33 protein-coding genes are annotated in these 15,270 nt (G+C 56.8%); 10 read left to right on the top strand and 23 right to left on the bottom strand.

The features are described from left to right. The 23 genes from CAI21_RS24380 to CAI21_RS21765 form a co-directional block, all read right to left on the bottom strand. Positions 1–181: hypothetical protein (locus CAI21_RS24380; RefSeq protein ID WP_220349040.1), on the bottom strand; the 181-nt coding region annotated here is incomplete at its 3' end. Further along, the gene (locus CAI21_RS21860) at positions 175–447 is read right to left on the bottom strand and encodes a hypothetical protein (protein WP_116304242.1); all 273 of its coding nucleotides are present in this window, start codon (positions 445–447) and stop codon (positions 175–177) included. The genes CAI21_RS21860 and CAI21_RS24380, both read right to left, overlap by 7 nt. Beyond that, the gene (locus CAI21_RS21855; RefSeq protein WP_116304241.1) at positions 444–662 is read right to left on the bottom strand and encodes a hypothetical protein; all 219 of its coding nucleotides are present in this window, start codon (positions 660–662) and stop codon (positions 444–446) included. The genes CAI21_RS21860 and CAI21_RS21855 overlap by 4 nt, the downstream gene beginning before the upstream one ends. Continuing rightward, a complete protein-coding gene (locus CAI21_RS21850) occupies positions 659–1,096 on the bottom strand; it encodes a DUF5675 family protein (RefSeq protein ID WP_147305206.1) in 438 nt (145 codons plus the stop codon). Before CAI21_RS21850 ends, CAI21_RS21855 begins: the two co-directional genes overlap by 4 nt. 217 nt (positions 1,097–1,313) lie before the next feature. Then, positions 1,314–2,555, bottom strand: coding sequence for a hypothetical protein (locus CAI21_RS21845; protein WP_116304239.1), 1,242 nt, complete (start codon positions 2,553–2,555; stop codon positions 1,314–1,316). A gap of 101 nt (positions 2,556–2,656) precedes the next feature. After that, positions 2,657–2,878: a sigma factor-like helix-turn-helix DNA-binding protein gene (locus CAI21_RS22980; protein ID WP_147305205.1), complete on the bottom strand. Its 222-nt coding sequence runs from the start codon at positions 2,876–2,878 to the stop codon at positions 2,657–2,659. A gap of 305 nt (positions 2,879–3,183) precedes the next feature. Beyond that, entirely contained in the window at positions 3,184–3,360 is a 177-nt protein-coding gene (locus CAI21_RS23445; protein ID WP_181919586.1) for a hypothetical protein, read from the bottom strand. 49 nt (positions 3,361–3,409) lie between these two features. After that, positions 3,410–3,985 carry an NUMOD4 motif-containing HNH endonuclease gene (locus CAI21_RS21835; RefSeq protein WP_116304237.1) on the bottom strand — a complete coding sequence of 192 codons (576 nt, stop codon included), beginning with the start codon at positions 3,983–3,985 and terminating at the stop codon, positions 3,410–3,412. Then, positions 3,985–4,443: a hypothetical protein gene (locus CAI21_RS21830; protein ID WP_116304236.1), complete on the bottom strand. Its 459-nt coding sequence runs from the start codon at positions 4,441–4,443 to the stop codon at positions 3,985–3,987. Before CAI21_RS21830 ends, CAI21_RS21835 begins: the two co-directional genes overlap by 1 nt. After that, positions 4,440–4,586, bottom strand: coding sequence for a hypothetical protein (locus CAI21_RS23440; protein ID WP_181919585.1), 147 nt, complete (start codon positions 4,584–4,586; stop codon positions 4,440–4,442). Before CAI21_RS23440 ends, CAI21_RS21830 begins: the two co-directional genes overlap by 4 nt. Further along, entirely contained in the window at positions 4,583–4,909 is a 327-nt protein-coding gene (locus CAI21_RS21825) for a nuclease domain-containing protein (protein WP_116304243.1), read from the bottom strand. The genes CAI21_RS23440 and CAI21_RS21825 overlap by 4 nt, the downstream gene beginning before the upstream one ends. A 5-nt stretch (positions 4,910–4,914) precedes the next feature. After that, entirely contained in the window at positions 4,915–5,397 is a 483-nt protein-coding gene (locus CAI21_RS21820) for a hypothetical protein (RefSeq protein WP_147305203.1), read from the bottom strand. Further along, positions 5,390–5,692, bottom strand: coding sequence for a hypothetical protein (locus CAI21_RS21815; protein WP_116304234.1), 303 nt, complete (start codon positions 5,690–5,692; stop codon positions 5,390–5,392). Before CAI21_RS21815 ends, CAI21_RS21820 begins: the two co-directional genes overlap by 8 nt. A gap of 5 nt (positions 5,693–5,697) precedes the next feature. Next, complete coding sequence (locus CAI21_RS21810; RefSeq protein WP_116304233.1) at positions 5,698–5,934, bottom strand: hypothetical protein; 237 nt, start codon at positions 5,932–5,934, stop codon at positions 5,698–5,700. Beyond that, entirely contained in the window at positions 5,931–6,119 is a 189-nt protein-coding gene (locus tag CAI21_RS21805) for a hypothetical protein (protein WP_116304232.1), read from the bottom strand. The genes CAI21_RS21810 and CAI21_RS21805 overlap by 4 nt, the downstream gene beginning before the upstream one ends. A gap of 220 nt (positions 6,120–6,339) precedes the next feature. Beyond that, positions 6,340–7,173 (bottom strand): DnaB-like helicase C-terminal domain-containing protein, encoded by an 834-nt coding sequence (locus CAI21_RS21795; RefSeq protein WP_258869024.1) that lies wholly within the window; start codon positions 7,171–7,173, stop codon positions 6,340–6,342. Further along, positions 7,170–8,183, bottom strand: coding sequence for a toprim domain-containing protein (locus CAI21_RS21790; RefSeq protein ID WP_116304229.1), 1,014 nt, complete (start codon positions 8,181–8,183; stop codon positions 7,170–7,172). The genes CAI21_RS21795 and CAI21_RS21790 overlap by 4 nt, the downstream gene beginning before the upstream one ends. Beyond that, a complete protein-coding gene (locus tag CAI21_RS21785) occupies positions 8,183–8,473 on the bottom strand; it encodes a hypothetical protein (protein ID WP_116304228.1) in 291 nt (96 codons plus the stop codon). Before CAI21_RS21785 ends, CAI21_RS21790 begins: the two co-directional genes overlap by 1 nt. 41 nt (positions 8,474–8,514) lie before the next feature. Continuing rightward, the gene (locus CAI21_RS21780; RefSeq protein ID WP_116304227.1) at positions 8,515–9,021 is read right to left on the bottom strand and encodes a replication protein; all 507 of its coding nucleotides are present in this window, start codon (positions 9,019–9,021) and stop codon (positions 8,515–8,517) included. A gap of 143 nt (positions 9,022–9,164) precedes the next feature. After that, the gene (locus tag CAI21_RS24375; RefSeq protein ID WP_220349038.1) at positions 9,165–9,302 is read right to left on the bottom strand and encodes a hypothetical protein; all 138 of its coding nucleotides are present in this window, start codon (positions 9,300–9,302) and stop codon (positions 9,165–9,167) included. A 9-nt stretch (positions 9,303–9,311) separates the two neighbouring features. Continuing rightward, complete coding sequence (locus tag CAI21_RS21775) at positions 9,312–9,509, bottom strand: hypothetical protein (protein WP_116304226.1); 198 nt, start codon at positions 9,507–9,509, stop codon at positions 9,312–9,314. Between the two features lie 15 nt (positions 9,510–9,524). Continuing rightward, positions 9,525–9,722 carry a hypothetical protein gene (locus tag CAI21_RS21770; protein WP_116304225.1) on the bottom strand — a complete coding sequence of 66 codons (198 nt, stop codon included), beginning with the start codon at positions 9,720–9,722 and terminating at the stop codon, positions 9,525–9,527. Positions 9,723–9,742: 20 nt separating this feature from the next. Further along, a complete protein-coding gene (locus CAI21_RS21765; RefSeq protein WP_116304224.1) occupies positions 9,743–9,994 on the bottom strand; it encodes a hypothetical protein in 252 nt (83 codons plus the stop codon). Between the two features lie 473 nt (positions 9,995–10,467). Between CAI21_RS21765 and CAI21_RS21755 the strand changes: the two genes are divergently transcribed. From CAI21_RS21755 to CAI21_RS21720, 10 genes are all read left to right on the top strand, one after another. Then, a complete protein-coding gene (locus CAI21_RS21755; RefSeq protein WP_116304222.1) occupies positions 10,468–11,232 on the top strand; it encodes an XRE family transcriptional regulator in 765 nt (254 codons plus the stop codon). Positions 11,233–11,291: 59 nt separating this feature from the next. Continuing rightward, positions 11,292–11,519, top strand: a complete 228-nt coding sequence (locus tag CAI21_RS21750) for a hypothetical protein (protein ID WP_116304221.1) — start codon at positions 11,292–11,294, stop codon at positions 11,517–11,519. A 248-nt stretch (positions 11,520–11,767) separates the two neighbouring features. Continuing rightward, positions 11,768–11,974 (top strand): hypothetical protein, encoded by a 207-nt coding sequence (locus tag CAI21_RS23435; RefSeq protein ID WP_147305526.1) that lies wholly within the window; start codon positions 11,768–11,770, stop codon positions 11,972–11,974. Beyond that, positions 11,928–12,356, top strand: coding sequence for a DUF2335 domain-containing protein (locus CAI21_RS26190; RefSeq protein ID WP_116304220.1), 429 nt, complete (start codon positions 11,928–11,930; stop codon positions 12,354–12,356). Before CAI21_RS23435 ends, CAI21_RS26190 begins: the two co-directional genes overlap by 47 nt. A 145-nt stretch (positions 12,357–12,501) precedes the next feature. Then, entirely contained in the window at positions 12,502–12,864 is a 363-nt protein-coding gene (locus tag CAI21_RS21740) for a hypothetical protein (protein ID WP_116304219.1), read from the top strand. Positions 12,865–13,135: 271 nt separating this feature from the next. After that, positions 13,136–13,411: a hypothetical protein gene (locus CAI21_RS21735; RefSeq protein WP_116304218.1), complete on the top strand. Its 276-nt coding sequence runs from the start codon at positions 13,136–13,138 to the stop codon at positions 13,409–13,411. 73 nt (positions 13,412–13,484) lie between these two features. Then, complete coding sequence (locus tag CAI21_RS23430) at positions 13,485–13,661, top strand: hypothetical protein (RefSeq protein ID WP_181919582.1); 177 nt, start codon at positions 13,485–13,487, stop codon at positions 13,659–13,661. Continuing rightward, entirely contained in the window at positions 13,661–14,101 is a 441-nt protein-coding gene (locus CAI21_RS21730) for a zinc-finger-containing protein (protein ID WP_116304217.1), read from the top strand. The genes CAI21_RS23430 and CAI21_RS21730 overlap by 1 nt, the downstream gene beginning before the upstream one ends. 44 nt (positions 14,102–14,145) lie before the next feature. Further along, positions 14,146–14,844: a hypothetical protein gene (locus CAI21_RS21725; protein WP_116304216.1), complete on the top strand. Its 699-nt coding sequence runs from the start codon at positions 14,146–14,148 to the stop codon at positions 14,842–14,844. 5 nt (positions 14,845–14,849) lie between these two features. Beyond that, the coding region (locus tag CAI21_RS21720) for a siphovirus Gp157 family protein (RefSeq protein WP_181919581.1) at positions 14,850–15,270 on the top strand (421 nt) is incomplete at its 3' end.

Here is a 15,270-nt window from a genome sequence, read left to right as displayed (position 1 = left end):
CGGCATCACGCTCTGCCATGTCTGCGTATGTGCGTGTGTCGAGGCATTGCACGTCATCGGCGGTCCATGTCGGTAGCAAGGGGCGCTCAGGCACCGGTAACGGCTCTTGCAGATACACAGTGCGCTCGGGTATCAGTGCGCAGCCGGATAGCAGCAGGGCCAGTAGTGCCACCCTTACCATGTGCCATCCTCGAAATGATCCCGCTTGCCCTGCTCCGCTTCCTCGCGGGCCTGGCGTCGGGCCTCGTTCGTCTTGCGCTCGCCCTCGCTGTCTGCCCGGGCAGCGCGGTCGCGTTGCTCGTGTCTCGCTTCTGCTTGCTCGGATTCGCGCCGGTAGCGCTCAGCTTTATCTCGTGCCGCGTCGCGCTGTTGTTTCCACACCCACGCCAAGCCGGCCAACAGCAGGCCAACGCCCGCAATAATCTTGTTGAGCCAGTCGCGGATCACTTGCGCAGCCTCGTCACGTCCTCCCAGCAAGCACCAAACACATACGAGCCGATAACGCCACCCGCAGTGATGAAAGCAAACTGGATGATGGTTTCGTGTAGCCGGGTATCTTCGCCCCAGCCGGTGAGGTAAAGGACAACGCCAGCGCAAAAGATCAACGTCAAATAGATAATCGCGCGGCGGCGCTGCCAGTCGGGCTTAACTTGCTCACTCATGGGTAGCTCACCGTATAAGGCATAATCTCGATGTCTGCTGAATCCAGCCCGTCCAGCGCTCGCATGAACTGGCGGAATGCTTGCCTGCTGTGTTGTACGGCTATAGCTCCATCCATTACGACGTGCTTAGTGCCGACCAGTACGCAACCATCGCTGTTGCGAATCCAATTTCCGGGATGAATCATGATGAACGTGCGCTTCGGCACGCCCTGAATCTCCCAGCCTCGGGAAAACTCGCCACCGCTCGACCGATCCACCACCGGGGAATCGCGCATACCCATGCGATAGACGCCTTCGGGGATGCAGGACTGGCCGCGCTCATTGCCGCGCCACGGAAGCTCTAACGTCGCCAACTCGCTGCCATCGGGGAGCGTCATAACGCCCCATGTTCCGTGATCCCAACAATAGGACCGGCGCAGAGTTAGCGTTGCCATGCCGTCACCAGAAATAAAAAAGACGCCGGGAGGTGGCGCCAAAGGAGTTGTATGCACCCCTGATTTAACCGCACCCATCAGGTCGGAGGCTCAGGGGTTAAGCCCGATTTCTAAGGTCCGGAGCTGGGTCCGGACGTTTGCCGTAAAGGTCCGGACCTTTTGAAACCTATAGCTCCCATCCCAGCGATGAGAGCGATGGGTTGCATAAGGCCTGAGTTTAGGCCGCTTTCCAGCTCACCCAGTCCGTCCCTTTAACCTTGCGCGGCTCGTCAACGTGTACCGGCATGCTAAAAGTAATGCCGTGCTGCGGGTGGGTGATCCAAAGGGCTTGCTGGGGTGGCTCAAAGCCGAAATTATTGCTGTAAGCGTATTCGTCGTAGCCTTTCAACGACCCGTTAACGATGACGCGCTGCAACTGGATGAGCTGATGCCAATGCCCTAACAGCATCGTGTCAAAGCCCATATCGATCTGATTGTTTCGGGAGCGCTTCTTGTGATCGCCCCGGAGAATGGGGCCAAGCGCCCCAATCATGCCGTCGCCGCCTCTGAACTGATCGCCGTGCGTCAGCAGATAGCGATGACCGTAGACCTGATAGAGCGCGTCCGGTCCGTCCGGTATGTAGAACTTAATCCGGTCGTCGCTTTGGAAGTGCCGTTCGAGCATGACGTATATCAGCCAGTCGAACGACGTGTGGTTTCGGCCCTTGTTGCGGATCTTCTTAGTGTTGCGCCCGTGGTTACCCGTCACGCAAGGCACGAACACCCGGCCAAAGGCGTCAGCAAGCTCTTGGATGCACCAGATCAGTACGCCCGATAGGTCCATCACCGTGGGCATGATCTCTAGCTCGTTGGTAACAGACAGTTCTTCGTGGATATCGCCCGTTACCATATCCCCACCCAAGGCAAAGACAATGCCCGGATAGTCCGGATTAACCATGTGATTAGTGAGCAGATCGATAGCCCGCTCTACCATCTGCCGCGCTCGCTTATGAGCGATCGGCAAAGTGTATTCGTTGACGCCACCAATCTCGGACGGCGTGACGTGTTCGGCCCAATGCCAATCGGAGGCGAACAGGGTCGGCACGCCTGGGCTCTTACTCAGCCCGCCTGTACGAACTAACCACTGCGGAGGCTCGCTGCTCTGTTCGCTGAGATTGAATATCTCGCGGCGTACTTTGCGCTGTGTCAGCTCGTCCTTGCGCGCGGTTCTTAGCTCGGCGGTGAGCGACCGGACTTGGGACCGCAGCTCATCCAGTTCCATGGGTGAAGCGTCGACCTCCTGCTCCTGATCTTCGCCAAGCAGAACCTTCAGCCGCCGCTTAAGGTTGCGCTCATCCATACCCAGCCGACGCGCAGCACCGGCTTTTGTCCCCGTCTCGTTATAAGCGTCGAGGATTTGTTCGTCGGTGTATTTTTGCGCATAAAAAAGCCCGCTCACCGTTTCCGGGGCAGGCCTCATTTATTCTCTGGTTGGCTGGATGCAGAGCGCATTTTCCAGCAATTACATAATCCTTAATATAGTGTGCGCACACCCCATTGTCAACTTTAAAAACACAATATCTAGTGTTTTGAGTCAATGTAATCAAAATGGCCGATCAAGAACCAACGCCCACGTTCCAAGCGCCTCCGAAACTCGTGCTCGCTCACTCCGCAGAGCTGGGCGCCGGTGCGGATACCGTGCTCAAAGATGTGATGCTGGATAATCGCTTCTTGCACTGGCTCCGGGAGCTTTGCCAATACGTGCTCCACGCGCTCGACGTGATCAGGCCACGGTTCAGGCACTCTAGCCCCACCCCTGCTACTCTTGTCTACACGGTCGGGAGTCATAGGCAGAGAATTAACCAACCGCCCATTAACCTCCACCTTCTGCCGGTGGCGGCAAAGCGCTGTTACGTTATCGCGAGCAGGGCTCTGCCAGCCCTCGCCCCACTCCTCCATTGCTCGATCTATTGGGTGGCGCGTTCTCGACAAAGGGTGAGCCTCTCGGCGCTGGCAGCGACCCCACTCGTCCAGCAACATGTTTGCGCGACACTCAAGATCATTTTGCGATTGTTCTGCTGCTGTCATACTCTCGCCCTCGCTATCGCCTACTCTCTCTCACCCACACACGCGGTACACACCGCATAGCCCTGCTCTGCCCTGTCATTCCACTCGCCGCATTTGACGCAGTCGTCCGGCCCATCCAAATGCCCGGCCCGCTGCCGTATGCTGTGCTCGATCTCTGCGGCCTGTAGCGCCGCTGCTTTGTCTGCTATGTCCGCCATTACGCTGCCTCGCTCTGCCTCGTGTCCGCATACGTCACCGCGACCGCCATTAGCGCTGGCTCCTTGCCGTCACACGGCGCAGTGGGCGGGGCGGAAGTCCTTCGGCAAACCACGCCCACAGTTCCCGTCGCCGTATTCTCGCGATGGTCTCTTTGTTCACCCCCAGTTCATCAGCCAACAGCGGGGCGCTCAGAGGCGAGAGCCAGATCTCCCGCACTTGCGTCTCCGTCAGCTTCGCCCATCCATTGGCCTCCCCGCGGGCTATCGTTTGATGACGGACCTTGTCGCGCTGGTTGCTCGATGGCGTGTCCCATCGGAGGTTGTCGAGAGCGTTGTTATCTGCATCGCCGTCGTTATGGCAAGCGTGCATCCCCGGAGGTCTCGGCCCCACAAAAGACTCTAGAACCAGCACATGGATAGGTGCGTCTTCAGTCCTGCCATTCCTCCGCAGACGGACCCGGTAATAACTGCCACCCTTTGAAGTGCGCAGCGGCCTCCTTGCGTTCGTGAGGATCTGTCCTTTCCGTCGGCGCCCCACGGAGTCGACCCGATCTAAACTCCGGACACGCCCCAAGCTCGACACCTCATATCCTGGGAATCCCGCCGCCGGCCGCCATTCCTCCATCACGCCACGCTCCTCCGCTCCATCTCCTCGTAAGTGACTGCAACAGCTAAGGCTTGCCACATATCCGCTTTAAAACCGTAGAGCGGGCCTGGGCTCGCCTTCTTCCCGATAGCCTTGTCTTTTCCGGGGCCGAAGCGGTCAATCAGCGCTTGTCGAATGTTCGCATCCTTGGCGCGGGGACTCTGGCATAGGTGCATCTTCACGTCCTTGCGATACACCCACTCGGCGCCGCCTGCCGCCTCCATGAACCGGCCTATCCATACGCACGTCTCGAACACCTCGCGACCGACTGGCATGCCGTAGCTGGCGATCATCTCGATTACGTACTGCTCGGTGCCCCACTCGCATTCGATGCGGCGCAAAACATCGTCGTTGAGCTCTATCGCGGCGCCGTAGACCTTGCCGTTCTCGTAGATCACCCATGCGCTCTGCTCGTTGCCCGGATCAATGGCTATCACCGCTTCCCCTCCCTCTTCTCTCGCGCCGGCGGAATCCGGTACTGCGTCCCAACCGGCACACGCTCTGCAAACGTCCAGCCACCGCGAGTGACGATCCTGGCGCGGCCGTGTTCGACGTCTTCCCAAGTTAGCTTTCTGCTCATGCCGCCGCTCCTTTCACGCTCAGTAGCCCCATCTGCCGCCAGTACGTCAGCGTCTCCTGATGCCCGCGTATCCAGCATTCGTAGACAAGCTCTCGCGGCACGTCCCGATACCGGCGCCGGTCGATGCAATCGTGACAGTCGCTACAGGTGATGGCCCCGCACTCGTCCGACGCCTTCCCGCCCATGCCGCCGTTGTCCATTGGCGGGTGCGCCAGACAGCTTGTGTCGGGATCACCGTTACACACGCCGGGGATTCGGGTTGTGCAGGGATGGCCCTTCGCCGACTTGCGCAGCTTGTTCGATTTGATGGCGTTAACCTTCATCAGCATCACTCTTCCCCCACCATCACCGTCGCCATCTGCTCGATCTGCTCAGGCTCCAGCGTCGGCCAATACTGCGCCGCGACGTGCCGGGACATGCCGCGCATGACTTCGCGAAACTCTCCTTCGTCAAGGCTTTCAAAGCTCAGGCTGCGCGGTATCCGGATCATCGCGAAACCGGCCCCAGGAACCTCTACGCCCATTTCTTCACACCCGACGTTCGCTTCCCACTGCATACGCTTAAGAACCGCGTGGGGGTCCATGCCCTCGAACGCTTCGATGTTCTCCGACAGCAGCCGCCCAAAGGCATGAGCCAACCGGTGGAAACGCGGGTTACGAGGCTTTCTGATTTCAGCAAACACAATGTCGCCAACCCGATAGCCACGCTGGCGAAGTCGGGACTGTGTCAAGCTGTCAGCAGGGGCCAACCCCCCTTTTACGACGCGCAGCGCGTGACGCTCTGGGCGACGCTTAACTGGATGTCTATTCACGCTCCACCTCCCGCGCCGCACTCTCCGCAGCCAGCGCCGAATAAGCCACGTCGTCGGTGTGGTCGTCTTCCCGGTATTCGCCTTGGGCGCCGCGAACCTTTTTCAGGATCGACATAAACTGCCAACCTTCCGTTTCGGTTACGTGGCCACGCTGCACAACTGCATCGCCGTAGATCGCCCACCACGCACGCACCGCACGCGCCATGCTCCGCTCACCCGTTGGCGTGTCTCGGCTTGCCGCCCGATCCGCCATTTCTGCCGCTGCTTGGTGCAAGTAGTCGTCTGCTGTTTTCATGCCACTCACCAGTTCTTCATCTGCGGTTTTGCCGTGTGCATACGCGCATTGCCATTCGGCGCGTCGTGCCAGTAGATGGCCCACCCGATGTCGTCGTGCAGGCGCTGGCCCTCAGACGTGAGCAGCCAAATGCTGTCATCGTTCTTGCGCTGGTATCTGGAGTCGTTGCGCAAGGCCCGTTGCATGGCGACTAATTGCTTCTTGCTGTACTTCTCGTGCAGCCTCAACGCTCGCTTACTCACTCCCGCCCCCTCCTGCAATCCAAAACCTCAGTGCCAAACTCCGCTGCAAGCCGATCAGCCAAAGCAAGGTCACGCTCGCAAGTGATTTGCTTGCGAAAGTGCAGATCGCCGATGATTAGCTTGATCTCGTCAACCTGGCCGGCGGCGTATTCGTTGGTTTCGAGCTTGATGATGGGCTTAAGCATCACTCACCCCCTCGCACATCGCCCTTGCCTGCTCCGCGCTCTCCGCCGTGCCGATTAGCTCCGGCAACCTGTCCGTTTTGCGCCATGCGCTGAAAACTGGACCGCTCGGCGCTTTGTCGCCGCAGATGAAAAACTGGCCGCACTCGCTGCGCTGGCATTGCTTGCTGTGTGGTTCTGCCCATTTCATGCGCTGCATCCGCCATTAACTCGCTGCCATCATTCATGCGTAGCGTTCCTCCCAATCAATCTCAGGCCCTTCTGCGCCCGCCGACGAGTACTGCACGTAACGGAAAGGTTTTTTATTCGGGCCGCCGAGAAACTGGAAAGATGCAGGGTCAAACCAAAGCGCAATCGTCGGCTCTTCTTCGCCGTTGCGTTGCTTGCTAAACATGAGCAAAGCATCCGGCTTCTCGGATTCGTCGAAAGGCTCCCTTTTATGGGCGTCTGCAATCTTTTCTTGCTCGGCCTTGTGCTTGCGGCGCTCTTTTTCCTTTGGCTTGTTCCGCCAGATAGTCGCAACCGTATCGACCATGTCCGTTATCGCGCCGGTGCCTTTGATGTCCATTTTCCCGGCCGGTTTGTCTTCGCTCTCACCCTTGCGCATGTGGACACATACGATGACGTGCGCCTCAAACTCCTTAGCGAAGTCGGTAAGCTGATCGACGAAATTTTTCTGCCCGTTGTAGTCGTCCTCCGCAAAGCCACATTTGGCTAAGTTGTCGATAACGAAGTAACGGATGCCGTAGCGCTTAGCTGCGTAACGGAAGACCTCAAGCAGACGCGATGCCTTGGCCGTGCCAGTAACGTCAAATACCCAAAAGCGGTCTTGGTACCACTTAAAAGCAGCACGGATGTAATCAGGTGCGGGGAGAGTCATGGCGCAAGCCTGACGAGTAAGGCGACGCAACCACTTGCGAGGCTTGAACTCCATTGAAGCAATGCAAACACGCTCGCCTTGTCTGCCTGCGCCAAGCACGATATGCCCTGCCAGTTGAGACTTTCCGTGACCGTTAACGCCTGCAATCAGCGACACCTCGCCGGGCCGCAGCCTCACCAGGCCATGCGATTTTTCCACGGTAAATCTATGCCTTCCTCGGCCTCGTCACCTGGATAGAACTCGCTAACAACTTCCTCGGCGTATTCGGACGCCTGGCGCAACTCGTCAGGGTCTTGGGTTTTGGCCGAGCCAATGGCCGAAGCCATTTGATCTTCTGTCACACCTGCCATCAGGCATTCATTGGCGTCTTTTTCGGGCAGCTCGATAACCATGCAGCGGTCGTCACCCAGCCGCTTAATGACCTCTGACAATCCCTGTCTTCCGGCCGTATCCATGTCGAAGCTGAGGAAGATGACATCAAAGCGCTGTAAGTTTTCGAACTCGTTGTCGATCCACGTGTGAGCAGTCGCGCCGTTCGGAACAGATAGTGCGGTGTATCCGTATGTGCGCCACGCGAGCGCATCTAGCTCACCCTCGCAGATGATGATGTAGCGGTCGTTTTCAGGCACTGCCTGCCAGCCGAACAGAGATAGAACACCGCCCTTCTCGGCCCAAATCTTCTTGCTGCCCGCCTCCCGGTATTTGACGAACATCAGTTCGCCTTTCGGGTCGATGTAAGGGAAAACCGCCGTGCTGGATTGCTCACCGATCTTGTACGCGGCAATAGCTTCGGGCGAGATTTTCCGCTCTTCGGTAAGCCAGCGATAAACCCAGGACTGGGGTTTCTGACACTTCGGCTTGTCGATGTGCGGGCGCTGAGGTGCAGCGCCGTCGAAGCGCGGAGCGTGTACCCCCAAGTAGTCGCGAACCTCGTCCATCGCTTGCGTCAGCGTTAAGCCGTGGACTTCCCGCCACAAATCGAGCAAGTCACCGCTTCCGCCTTCCGCAAAGTCCTTCCAGGTTCCGGCCTTGCGGCCAGTCAGCCTAACCTTGAGCGACTTTCCTTCCTCGCCAGCAATTGAGCCTACGCACCATTCGCCGGATTGCTCTTTGCCGTTGGGCAGAAGATGGGCGGCGACGGCCTTCGCATCCTGCGCCAGCAAATTACCCAGTTCAGAAGCGCGCATCAGCAATCCACCTCCGACCAGTCGAAGCTGCTGGAGCTGCCGCCGACAGACTCCACCTCGTCTTCCCAGCACTCACCGTTAAGCCAAGTGCTCGGATGCTTCCAGCGCGGAACGAATTCGCCTGCGGCCTGTTTAGCGGCTCGGTCGGCCTTCTGCTGCGCTAGCGCACCCAACATCACAGCCAATAATTCATCATCCGGATTGATCTTGGCGAACGTCTTGCGCGCCTTCCCCTTCGCAACCTTGGTCGGATACGCCTTCCAAAATTCGTCAAATTTCTCCTCACACACACCGCGAGCGGAGCGAGCCGACCCTGCCTTTGTGGGGGGGACTATAGGGGGGTGTTTTCTTTCTTAGTATTATTAATAAGAGGGTGTGCAGATCTTGCACGGTCGGTGCGTGCAGATTCTGCACGGGTGTGCAGATCTTGCACAGTTACTAAGTTATTGTTTTCTTTGTCTTCGTCAGAGGGTGTGCAGATATTGCACGGGCGTGCAGAATCCGCACGCTTCCCTAGTTCCGGAAGCACGTCTGCTAGACGAAAAATCTTGCCTTTGCCTGTCACAGACTCCACTACTATGTCGCGGAGTCTAAGCTGCTTGAGGGTACGAGACACGACAGATCGGTCCAGCTCGGTATATTCCGCCAGATCGCGTATCGTGACGGCGCTGTCGTCCTGATTGCGTCCTATCGTGATATCTACAATTGCAGAGGCTATTTGGGCCTCAAGCCCTTTCAGATAGCCTTTGCTTATTGCGCGAATAATAGTGTTCGGCATGCGGGTAAACCCCCTCGACCGAAACGGTAAAACCTTGCCTGATTGCTGAACTTGAGCCATAATGAGTCCTGCTTGTTTGCTTAGGCCGGTAAGGGCCGCCACCCTGCCGGCCTATTTATTTGCTAGCCTTAAAACCAGAAACACTGCCTTTACTACGACTGCTGGAACCCACCCCCGGCAGTACAAGTTGATAAGCATGCGTTTCACCTTTCCCCGCATTTACCGGATTCCATCGCTATAGCCCGCTTCACCAGCGCGGCCCACACCAACACCGATTGCGCTTTCCTGCTGCTTTTGCCGATCCTGCGCGCCTGCCTCTTGGCTTTTTGCCATTCGTCCATACATCACCCTTAAGCCGCGTCGCCTTTGCCAGAATGAAGGCCCCAGCGATCAGCCATAGAGCGAAGCTCGTCGATAGGTACGCCAGAATGCTTTGATAGCGCCGTCAGCTTGCGGCGCTTGATAGCGTGTTCGATTGCGCGTGGCGTCGCGCCTTGTCTGATGTTGTAGACGGACATGGTCTCGTCTACTAAGTATTCGCCTCTCATATTTCCCCTCCCCGCTTAGTGCTTCGAGAATCCCTCAGACTCTCCTAGAGTCTCTTCATTACCCTGCGGAGTACGCAGGGTGTACGACGCGAGCAGAGAGACAATTTCGTCCTCGCTCTTGCCGGTCTTCTTCGCTAGCAACTTGATCTTTCGTTCGTTGGCCGGGCTAAACCCACCAACACCCGGAATTTCTTTTTGTTTCTCATCTTGCATTCGAGACTCCGCTAGATTCTTCACGCGGCATTGAGTACGCGGATAATCTCTTCCTCATCTGCGTTCAGGATGTCTTGGATAGCCGGGCAGTTATCGAGCGCCCAGCTAGCGAGGTACATAACAAGCAAGTTTTTTGGGATACGAGTTTTCTTAGCACTGAACAGAATCCGGGCATGATCCATATCGTTGAACCGTGGCTGGTATCTGTTCTCTCTCGTCTCGTCCTCTTCAATCTGAGAAAGGATCTCGATCCGGTGTACGTTGCTGATCATGTTGGTGTAACTCCGATGTTTCTTACTTCTTGTCCGATTTCCGTCTCAGGTATAGACGGCATCCTGCCGTCGAATACAAAGCTCCCGGCGTGCCGGGAGAAAGCGCTACTGCGCTCGGGCACCTTCCGCCAGGGAATTCGTAGATGAATCACTCACGGGCGGCATGTATCTGTCTGGATAGAGGATTTGCAGCTCAGAAATCCTGCCCTCGAAATGCCGAGACAGGCGCTCCGCCAGGTCAGCTGGAGCTTTCTGCAAATTCCTCTCTACGCGAGACAAGTTGCCTACGTCGTAATCAACAGAATCTGCAACGCTCTTTAGGGTTTGCCCGGATTCCCTCCGGACTCTCCGAAGCGGTGTTTCGTGAGTAATTTCTTTCATGGGTCTATTTTGCGCCATACGCAAAATCAAAGTCAAGCGAATTTGCGCGCCACGCTTTGCGCAACAAACAAATCGCATTAGAGAATTCAGAGATGGATAAAGAAAAATTAATGCGCGAGGCGTTGGGTAAAGCTCTGCGTGGTTTCCGTTCGAATAGAAAGATGACGCTAAGCGCCGTAGCCGATCCGGTTGGCTATGATGCTGGAAACCTGTCCCGCGTTGAGCGTGGCACCCAAGGCATCGCTTCGGATGTGCTTGTAGGGATCGCTGACGCCTTGGATGTCAGTCTTGCGCGGATATACGAGGCAGCAGAGCTTATCTATAAGGGTGAGACGGTAGACTTTTCCGTAACTAGGACAAGTCATTACACAGCCGGTGGCTATCAGCAAGAATCATCTGTTGAAGAAAGTAAGTCAGACTACTCGGGGGAAGTTCTCAAAGTTCCCATGATGAATGCTGAGTTCAGTATGGGAAGCGGGATATATCAGCCAGAGAGAGACGCTATAGTTGATTTCATGCATCTGTCTCTGCCTTGGATACGGAGTCGGTTGGTAATAAGCAGGCCGGACGCTTTGAGGGTCGTTATTGGGCTGGGAGACTCGATGTACCCCACATTTTCTAGCGGCGACCCTTTGCTTGTCGATACCGGCATTACAGAGCTAAAGATTGACGCGGTTTATTGTTTGGCGCGAGAAGACGAGCTGCTTATTAAGCGAATTCAGCGCCAGATTGACGGCGGATTCGCGATAATTAGCGATAATCCGAGCTACCAGCCTCAGTATATTGCCTCACCAGAGGCAGCCAACTTAAGAGTTCTTGGCCGTGTTGTATGGGCCTGGAATGGACGAAGCCTGTGAAGCAGTGAGTAATAACAAAAGCAAGAGGACGACTTGTGGCTAATCTAAAAGACCGACCAATGGAGATCACAGTAGGTGACCAGTCGCGCGACGGCCTGTTACAGGTTAAAGTCGCCTACTATGAGCAGTACGCTGGCAAGGGCTGGAGCGCCGAACTTAACGTCTGGGCTCCGGACTCGGACTCTCGCGCCGAGATTGAGCAGGCGGCTCGTGATGCTGCAGAAGACTTCTTACGGCGCATGCTAGCCGCCCATTCACCTCAAGATCATCGCGAACAATCTCAATGATATAGCCCTTCAACTCTTCCGGGCTCATCGCCGATACTCCTACGCAGGTGACAGAAACACTGTACATACAGACAGTGTTGCAACGCAATCCCATGCCTGGGACGGAAGAGTTGTGCTCAACCAATGGGTGCATATTTCCTTGCTATTGAATTTTCTCGCAACCATAATTGACCAAGACGACAAAATGTCGTCGCCCGCACGCAAGCTAATTCGACGCGCGGAAGACAAAGGGTTACGAGGTCAACGAGATGTCACTGCAAGAAATTTTGCGAGGCGCAGGGTCGGCTCTCAACATATGGCCAGACAACAAGAAAAAGTACCGGCGTTACACCGGCGGCACAGACTTTGACCGGATAAAAGGCGATTGGGTGCTTGTTGGAAAAGACATCCAAAGATCTTGTGTAAAATATGGCGAGAAGAAAGAACCAACAAAGAGCACCCGCAAAGGCAAGTAAAGCGGCCGCCACAAATACAGGCCAGGGGAATGGCAACCCCTTGCAGGCTGTAGAGATGAGGCGACACTTCCAAGGGCCAATACCGCACCCAGACACCCTCCAGCAATACGAGCTAATCCATCCAGGGTCGGCTGAGATCATCATAGGGATGGCAGCGAAAGAGCAGGCCCACCGCCACCAGATGAGCAACAAAGCGCTCAGGGCAGAAACGCGCGAAGCAACGATGGGGCAGGTGTTTGCATTCCTGCTGGGGACAATTGTCGTCCTGTCTGGCACTTATGCAGCTGTAAACGGCCACCCGGTCTTCGGAGGACTGCTTGGTGGAGGCGGCCTCGCTAGCCTCCTATCCGTCTTTATAATAGGAAGAAGACGAGGAAAATAACCTCACCCCAACCCGCCACCCGGCGGGTTTTTTATTGCCTGTGTTTGCGCGACCAGCAATTCCAGCTGAATGTTAATTTGCGCTTGACGCAATCCTCTAATTTGCGTACAGTGCAAATTATCAACAACGCAAACGGGCAGCAGACATGCACGCAGTCAACAACGCACTCAAAACGATCAGCCAGCAGCGCGACTTTCGTCACCCGCTCGATCCGGCAAGCGTGCCGACTGTGGCTGACAGCTTGGACGACCGGCAGCGCGAGATTTACGCCGAGCTTGTGCGCGAAATGAACAACGACCCGTCAGACCTGCTCCAGCGCATCGACGACGGCTACGGCGATGACAGCAACTGGGCAACGATAAACAGCGCGATGTGGGCGCTGTTTCGGAGCGAGCTGACGGAGCGGCAGCGGGACGCAGCGGCTAAGGCGCTCGATGCTGAGATCGAAGGATACGCAGAGCGACAAGCCAAGCGTGAGTTTGTGGATGACCTGCGTTTTGACGAATAGCGGTTCCGGCGGCGCAGGTCAGGCGCATGGGGTGGGAGTGCCCGCCCGGCTGGAACGGAGCTGCGGCCCGTCTGACTACCGCAGAGCGAATAACGACCGGCAGGAGGTGGGGCATGAAGAAAACTAAGCAAAGAACAAAGCACATACCTTGGATGCCGTGGGTGCTCGTTATCCCGCGAGCTGAGCCGCTGGGAACGTCGGACAGCACTAGCTTAATGGCGGCAGTAGACGAATCAACTATCGCTATAGAGCGGATGATGGAGGGGGCGAAATGATCACCGCACGCACGCAAGCCGCGATTGACAGGATGGAATTTAAACGTGCCTCGGCGCGGCAAATGGAAGATCTCGACGAGCGCTTTACAACGCTAGTCACGCTCGCAACAGGCTATGACTCAATGTCCCTGCTCTGCGACCCGGAAAGCGACGATTACCGTGCGCTCAAGGTCAAGTGGGCTGATGTGATGGCCGAGGCAGAACGCGAAGTAGAGCGACGTTTCGGGCATCTGCACAAAGAAGCAAGCAACACGGCTTGGCTAACCGCATAACCCGCCGCCGCCCCCTGTAAGTGACACGGACAGTTTAACGCGGCAGGTACGCTGCGGGGCTAGGAGAACAACGATGCGTAAAGACAACGAACTACTACCCGCAGCTATTGCAGCTTTGGAAGCCGAGCAAGCCGAGCGGTGGGAAGAGCGCACCGCCGAAGGTTGGAAGCGGGCTATCGGCATGAGCAAAGAGCAGCGTGAGCAGCGGAGGTTGGAGAAGCTGGCGGATTTGGCGAGGCAGACGGTGTGATGAGCAAGGTTAAGAACCCCCTTCCCGTACCGACGGAATGCCGCTACTGCGGGGCTGAGGTGCGGTTAGTGACGAACGACGCGATCTACGACGGCCGACGCTACGGGAAGTGGCCGTACGCGTACCTGTGCCAGAACAGCAGTTGCCGCGCCTATGTTGGCGTGCACCCGAAGACAGAAATACCGCTCGGGACGCTGGCAAACGCAGAGCTGAGAAAGGCCCGTAACGACTGCAAGCCGCACTTCGAACGCCTTTGGAGGCGCGATAGTCCGGACGCGATCTTTTCCAGCCGCGACGAAGCCTACCGATGGCTTGCTGGCCAGCTAGGTATCCCAGCGTCGCAGTGCCACTGGGGCTGGTTTGAGCTGGATATGTGCGAGCTGGCGGCAGCGATCTGCAAAGAGGCAAGAGGTTCTGGTTATGGATGCCGCGGGCTTTGAATGGCAGCAGGCGGAACACGAGCAGCAACAGTGGGAGCGGGAATATGGGCAACCAGAATTTACAGATATGGGAAGCGGTCGAGAAGACCGACCCGCAACACACCAAGCCGTTCAACCGGGGCGGCGGCTTCAAGGGTACGGCCACCAACGCGACCTACCTTGCTAAGAGGGCAACGGAAACATTCGGCCCAATGGGTATCGGCTGGGGTGTTGAGGTCGAGCGCGAGGAATACGTGGAAGGCGCTCCGCTCGACGGCAACGGTACCCGCGAAACCATCCACAAGGTGCTGGTTAAACTCTGGTACAAGCACGGCGAGCAGCGCGGCGAGATCCGACAGTACGGCCAGACCACTTTCATCGGCAAGAACAAGCACGGGCTTACCACTGACGAGGAGCACGCCAAGAAATCGCTTACGGACGGCATGAGCAAGTGCCTGTCTCTGCTCGGGTTTAGCGCCGACATTCACCTGGGGCGATATGACGACAATAAGTACGTTGCCGAAGTCAGCCGGGAGTTTAGCGAGAAGCGGGAAGCAGAACGCCGCGCCAACTCTCCGAAGATCAGCGAGCAGCAGTGCGGAAAGATCCTAGATCTCATTAAGGCAACTGACACCGATGTTATCAAGTTCTGCGACGCCTACGGCATCCAGGAAGTCAATGAGCTGCTCGCTGCTGACTTTGACGGCGCCTATGGGGCTCTGACCAAGAAGCTAAACAAGAAGCGCCAGGAGGCTACGCAATGATTGGAATGACGCTTTATCAGCTCTCGGACCAGTACAAGCAGGCATACGACGTTCTAAGCCAAGATGAAAACCTGCCAGCCGAAGTGTTTAACGACACGATGGAAGGCTTGGCGGGTGATATCGAGGCGAAGGCGACGAACGTGGCCGCGTTTATCGGGAACCTGGAAGCATCTGTCGGCGCAATGAAAGAGGCGGAGAAACGCATTGCTCAGCGACGCAAGACGGCAGAGGAGCGCGTTAAGTGGCTCAAGAATTACTTGCTGACAAACATGCAGGCGTGCGGCATTAAGCGTATCGACGCCCCCGAGTACAGCATACGGCTACAGAAAAATCCGACGAGCGTGCAAATCAGTGACGCCGAAGCTGTTCCCGCGAATTTCTACCGCCAGCCGCCGCCAGAGATCGACAAGCAGGCAGTTAAGGACG

This window comes from Alkalilimnicola ehrlichii, assembly GCF_003399765.1.
Classification (GTDB): domain Bacteria; phylum Pseudomonadota; class Gammaproteobacteria; order Nitrococcales; family AK92; genus AK92.
This window is presented reverse-complemented; position numbering and strand designations above follow the sequence as displayed.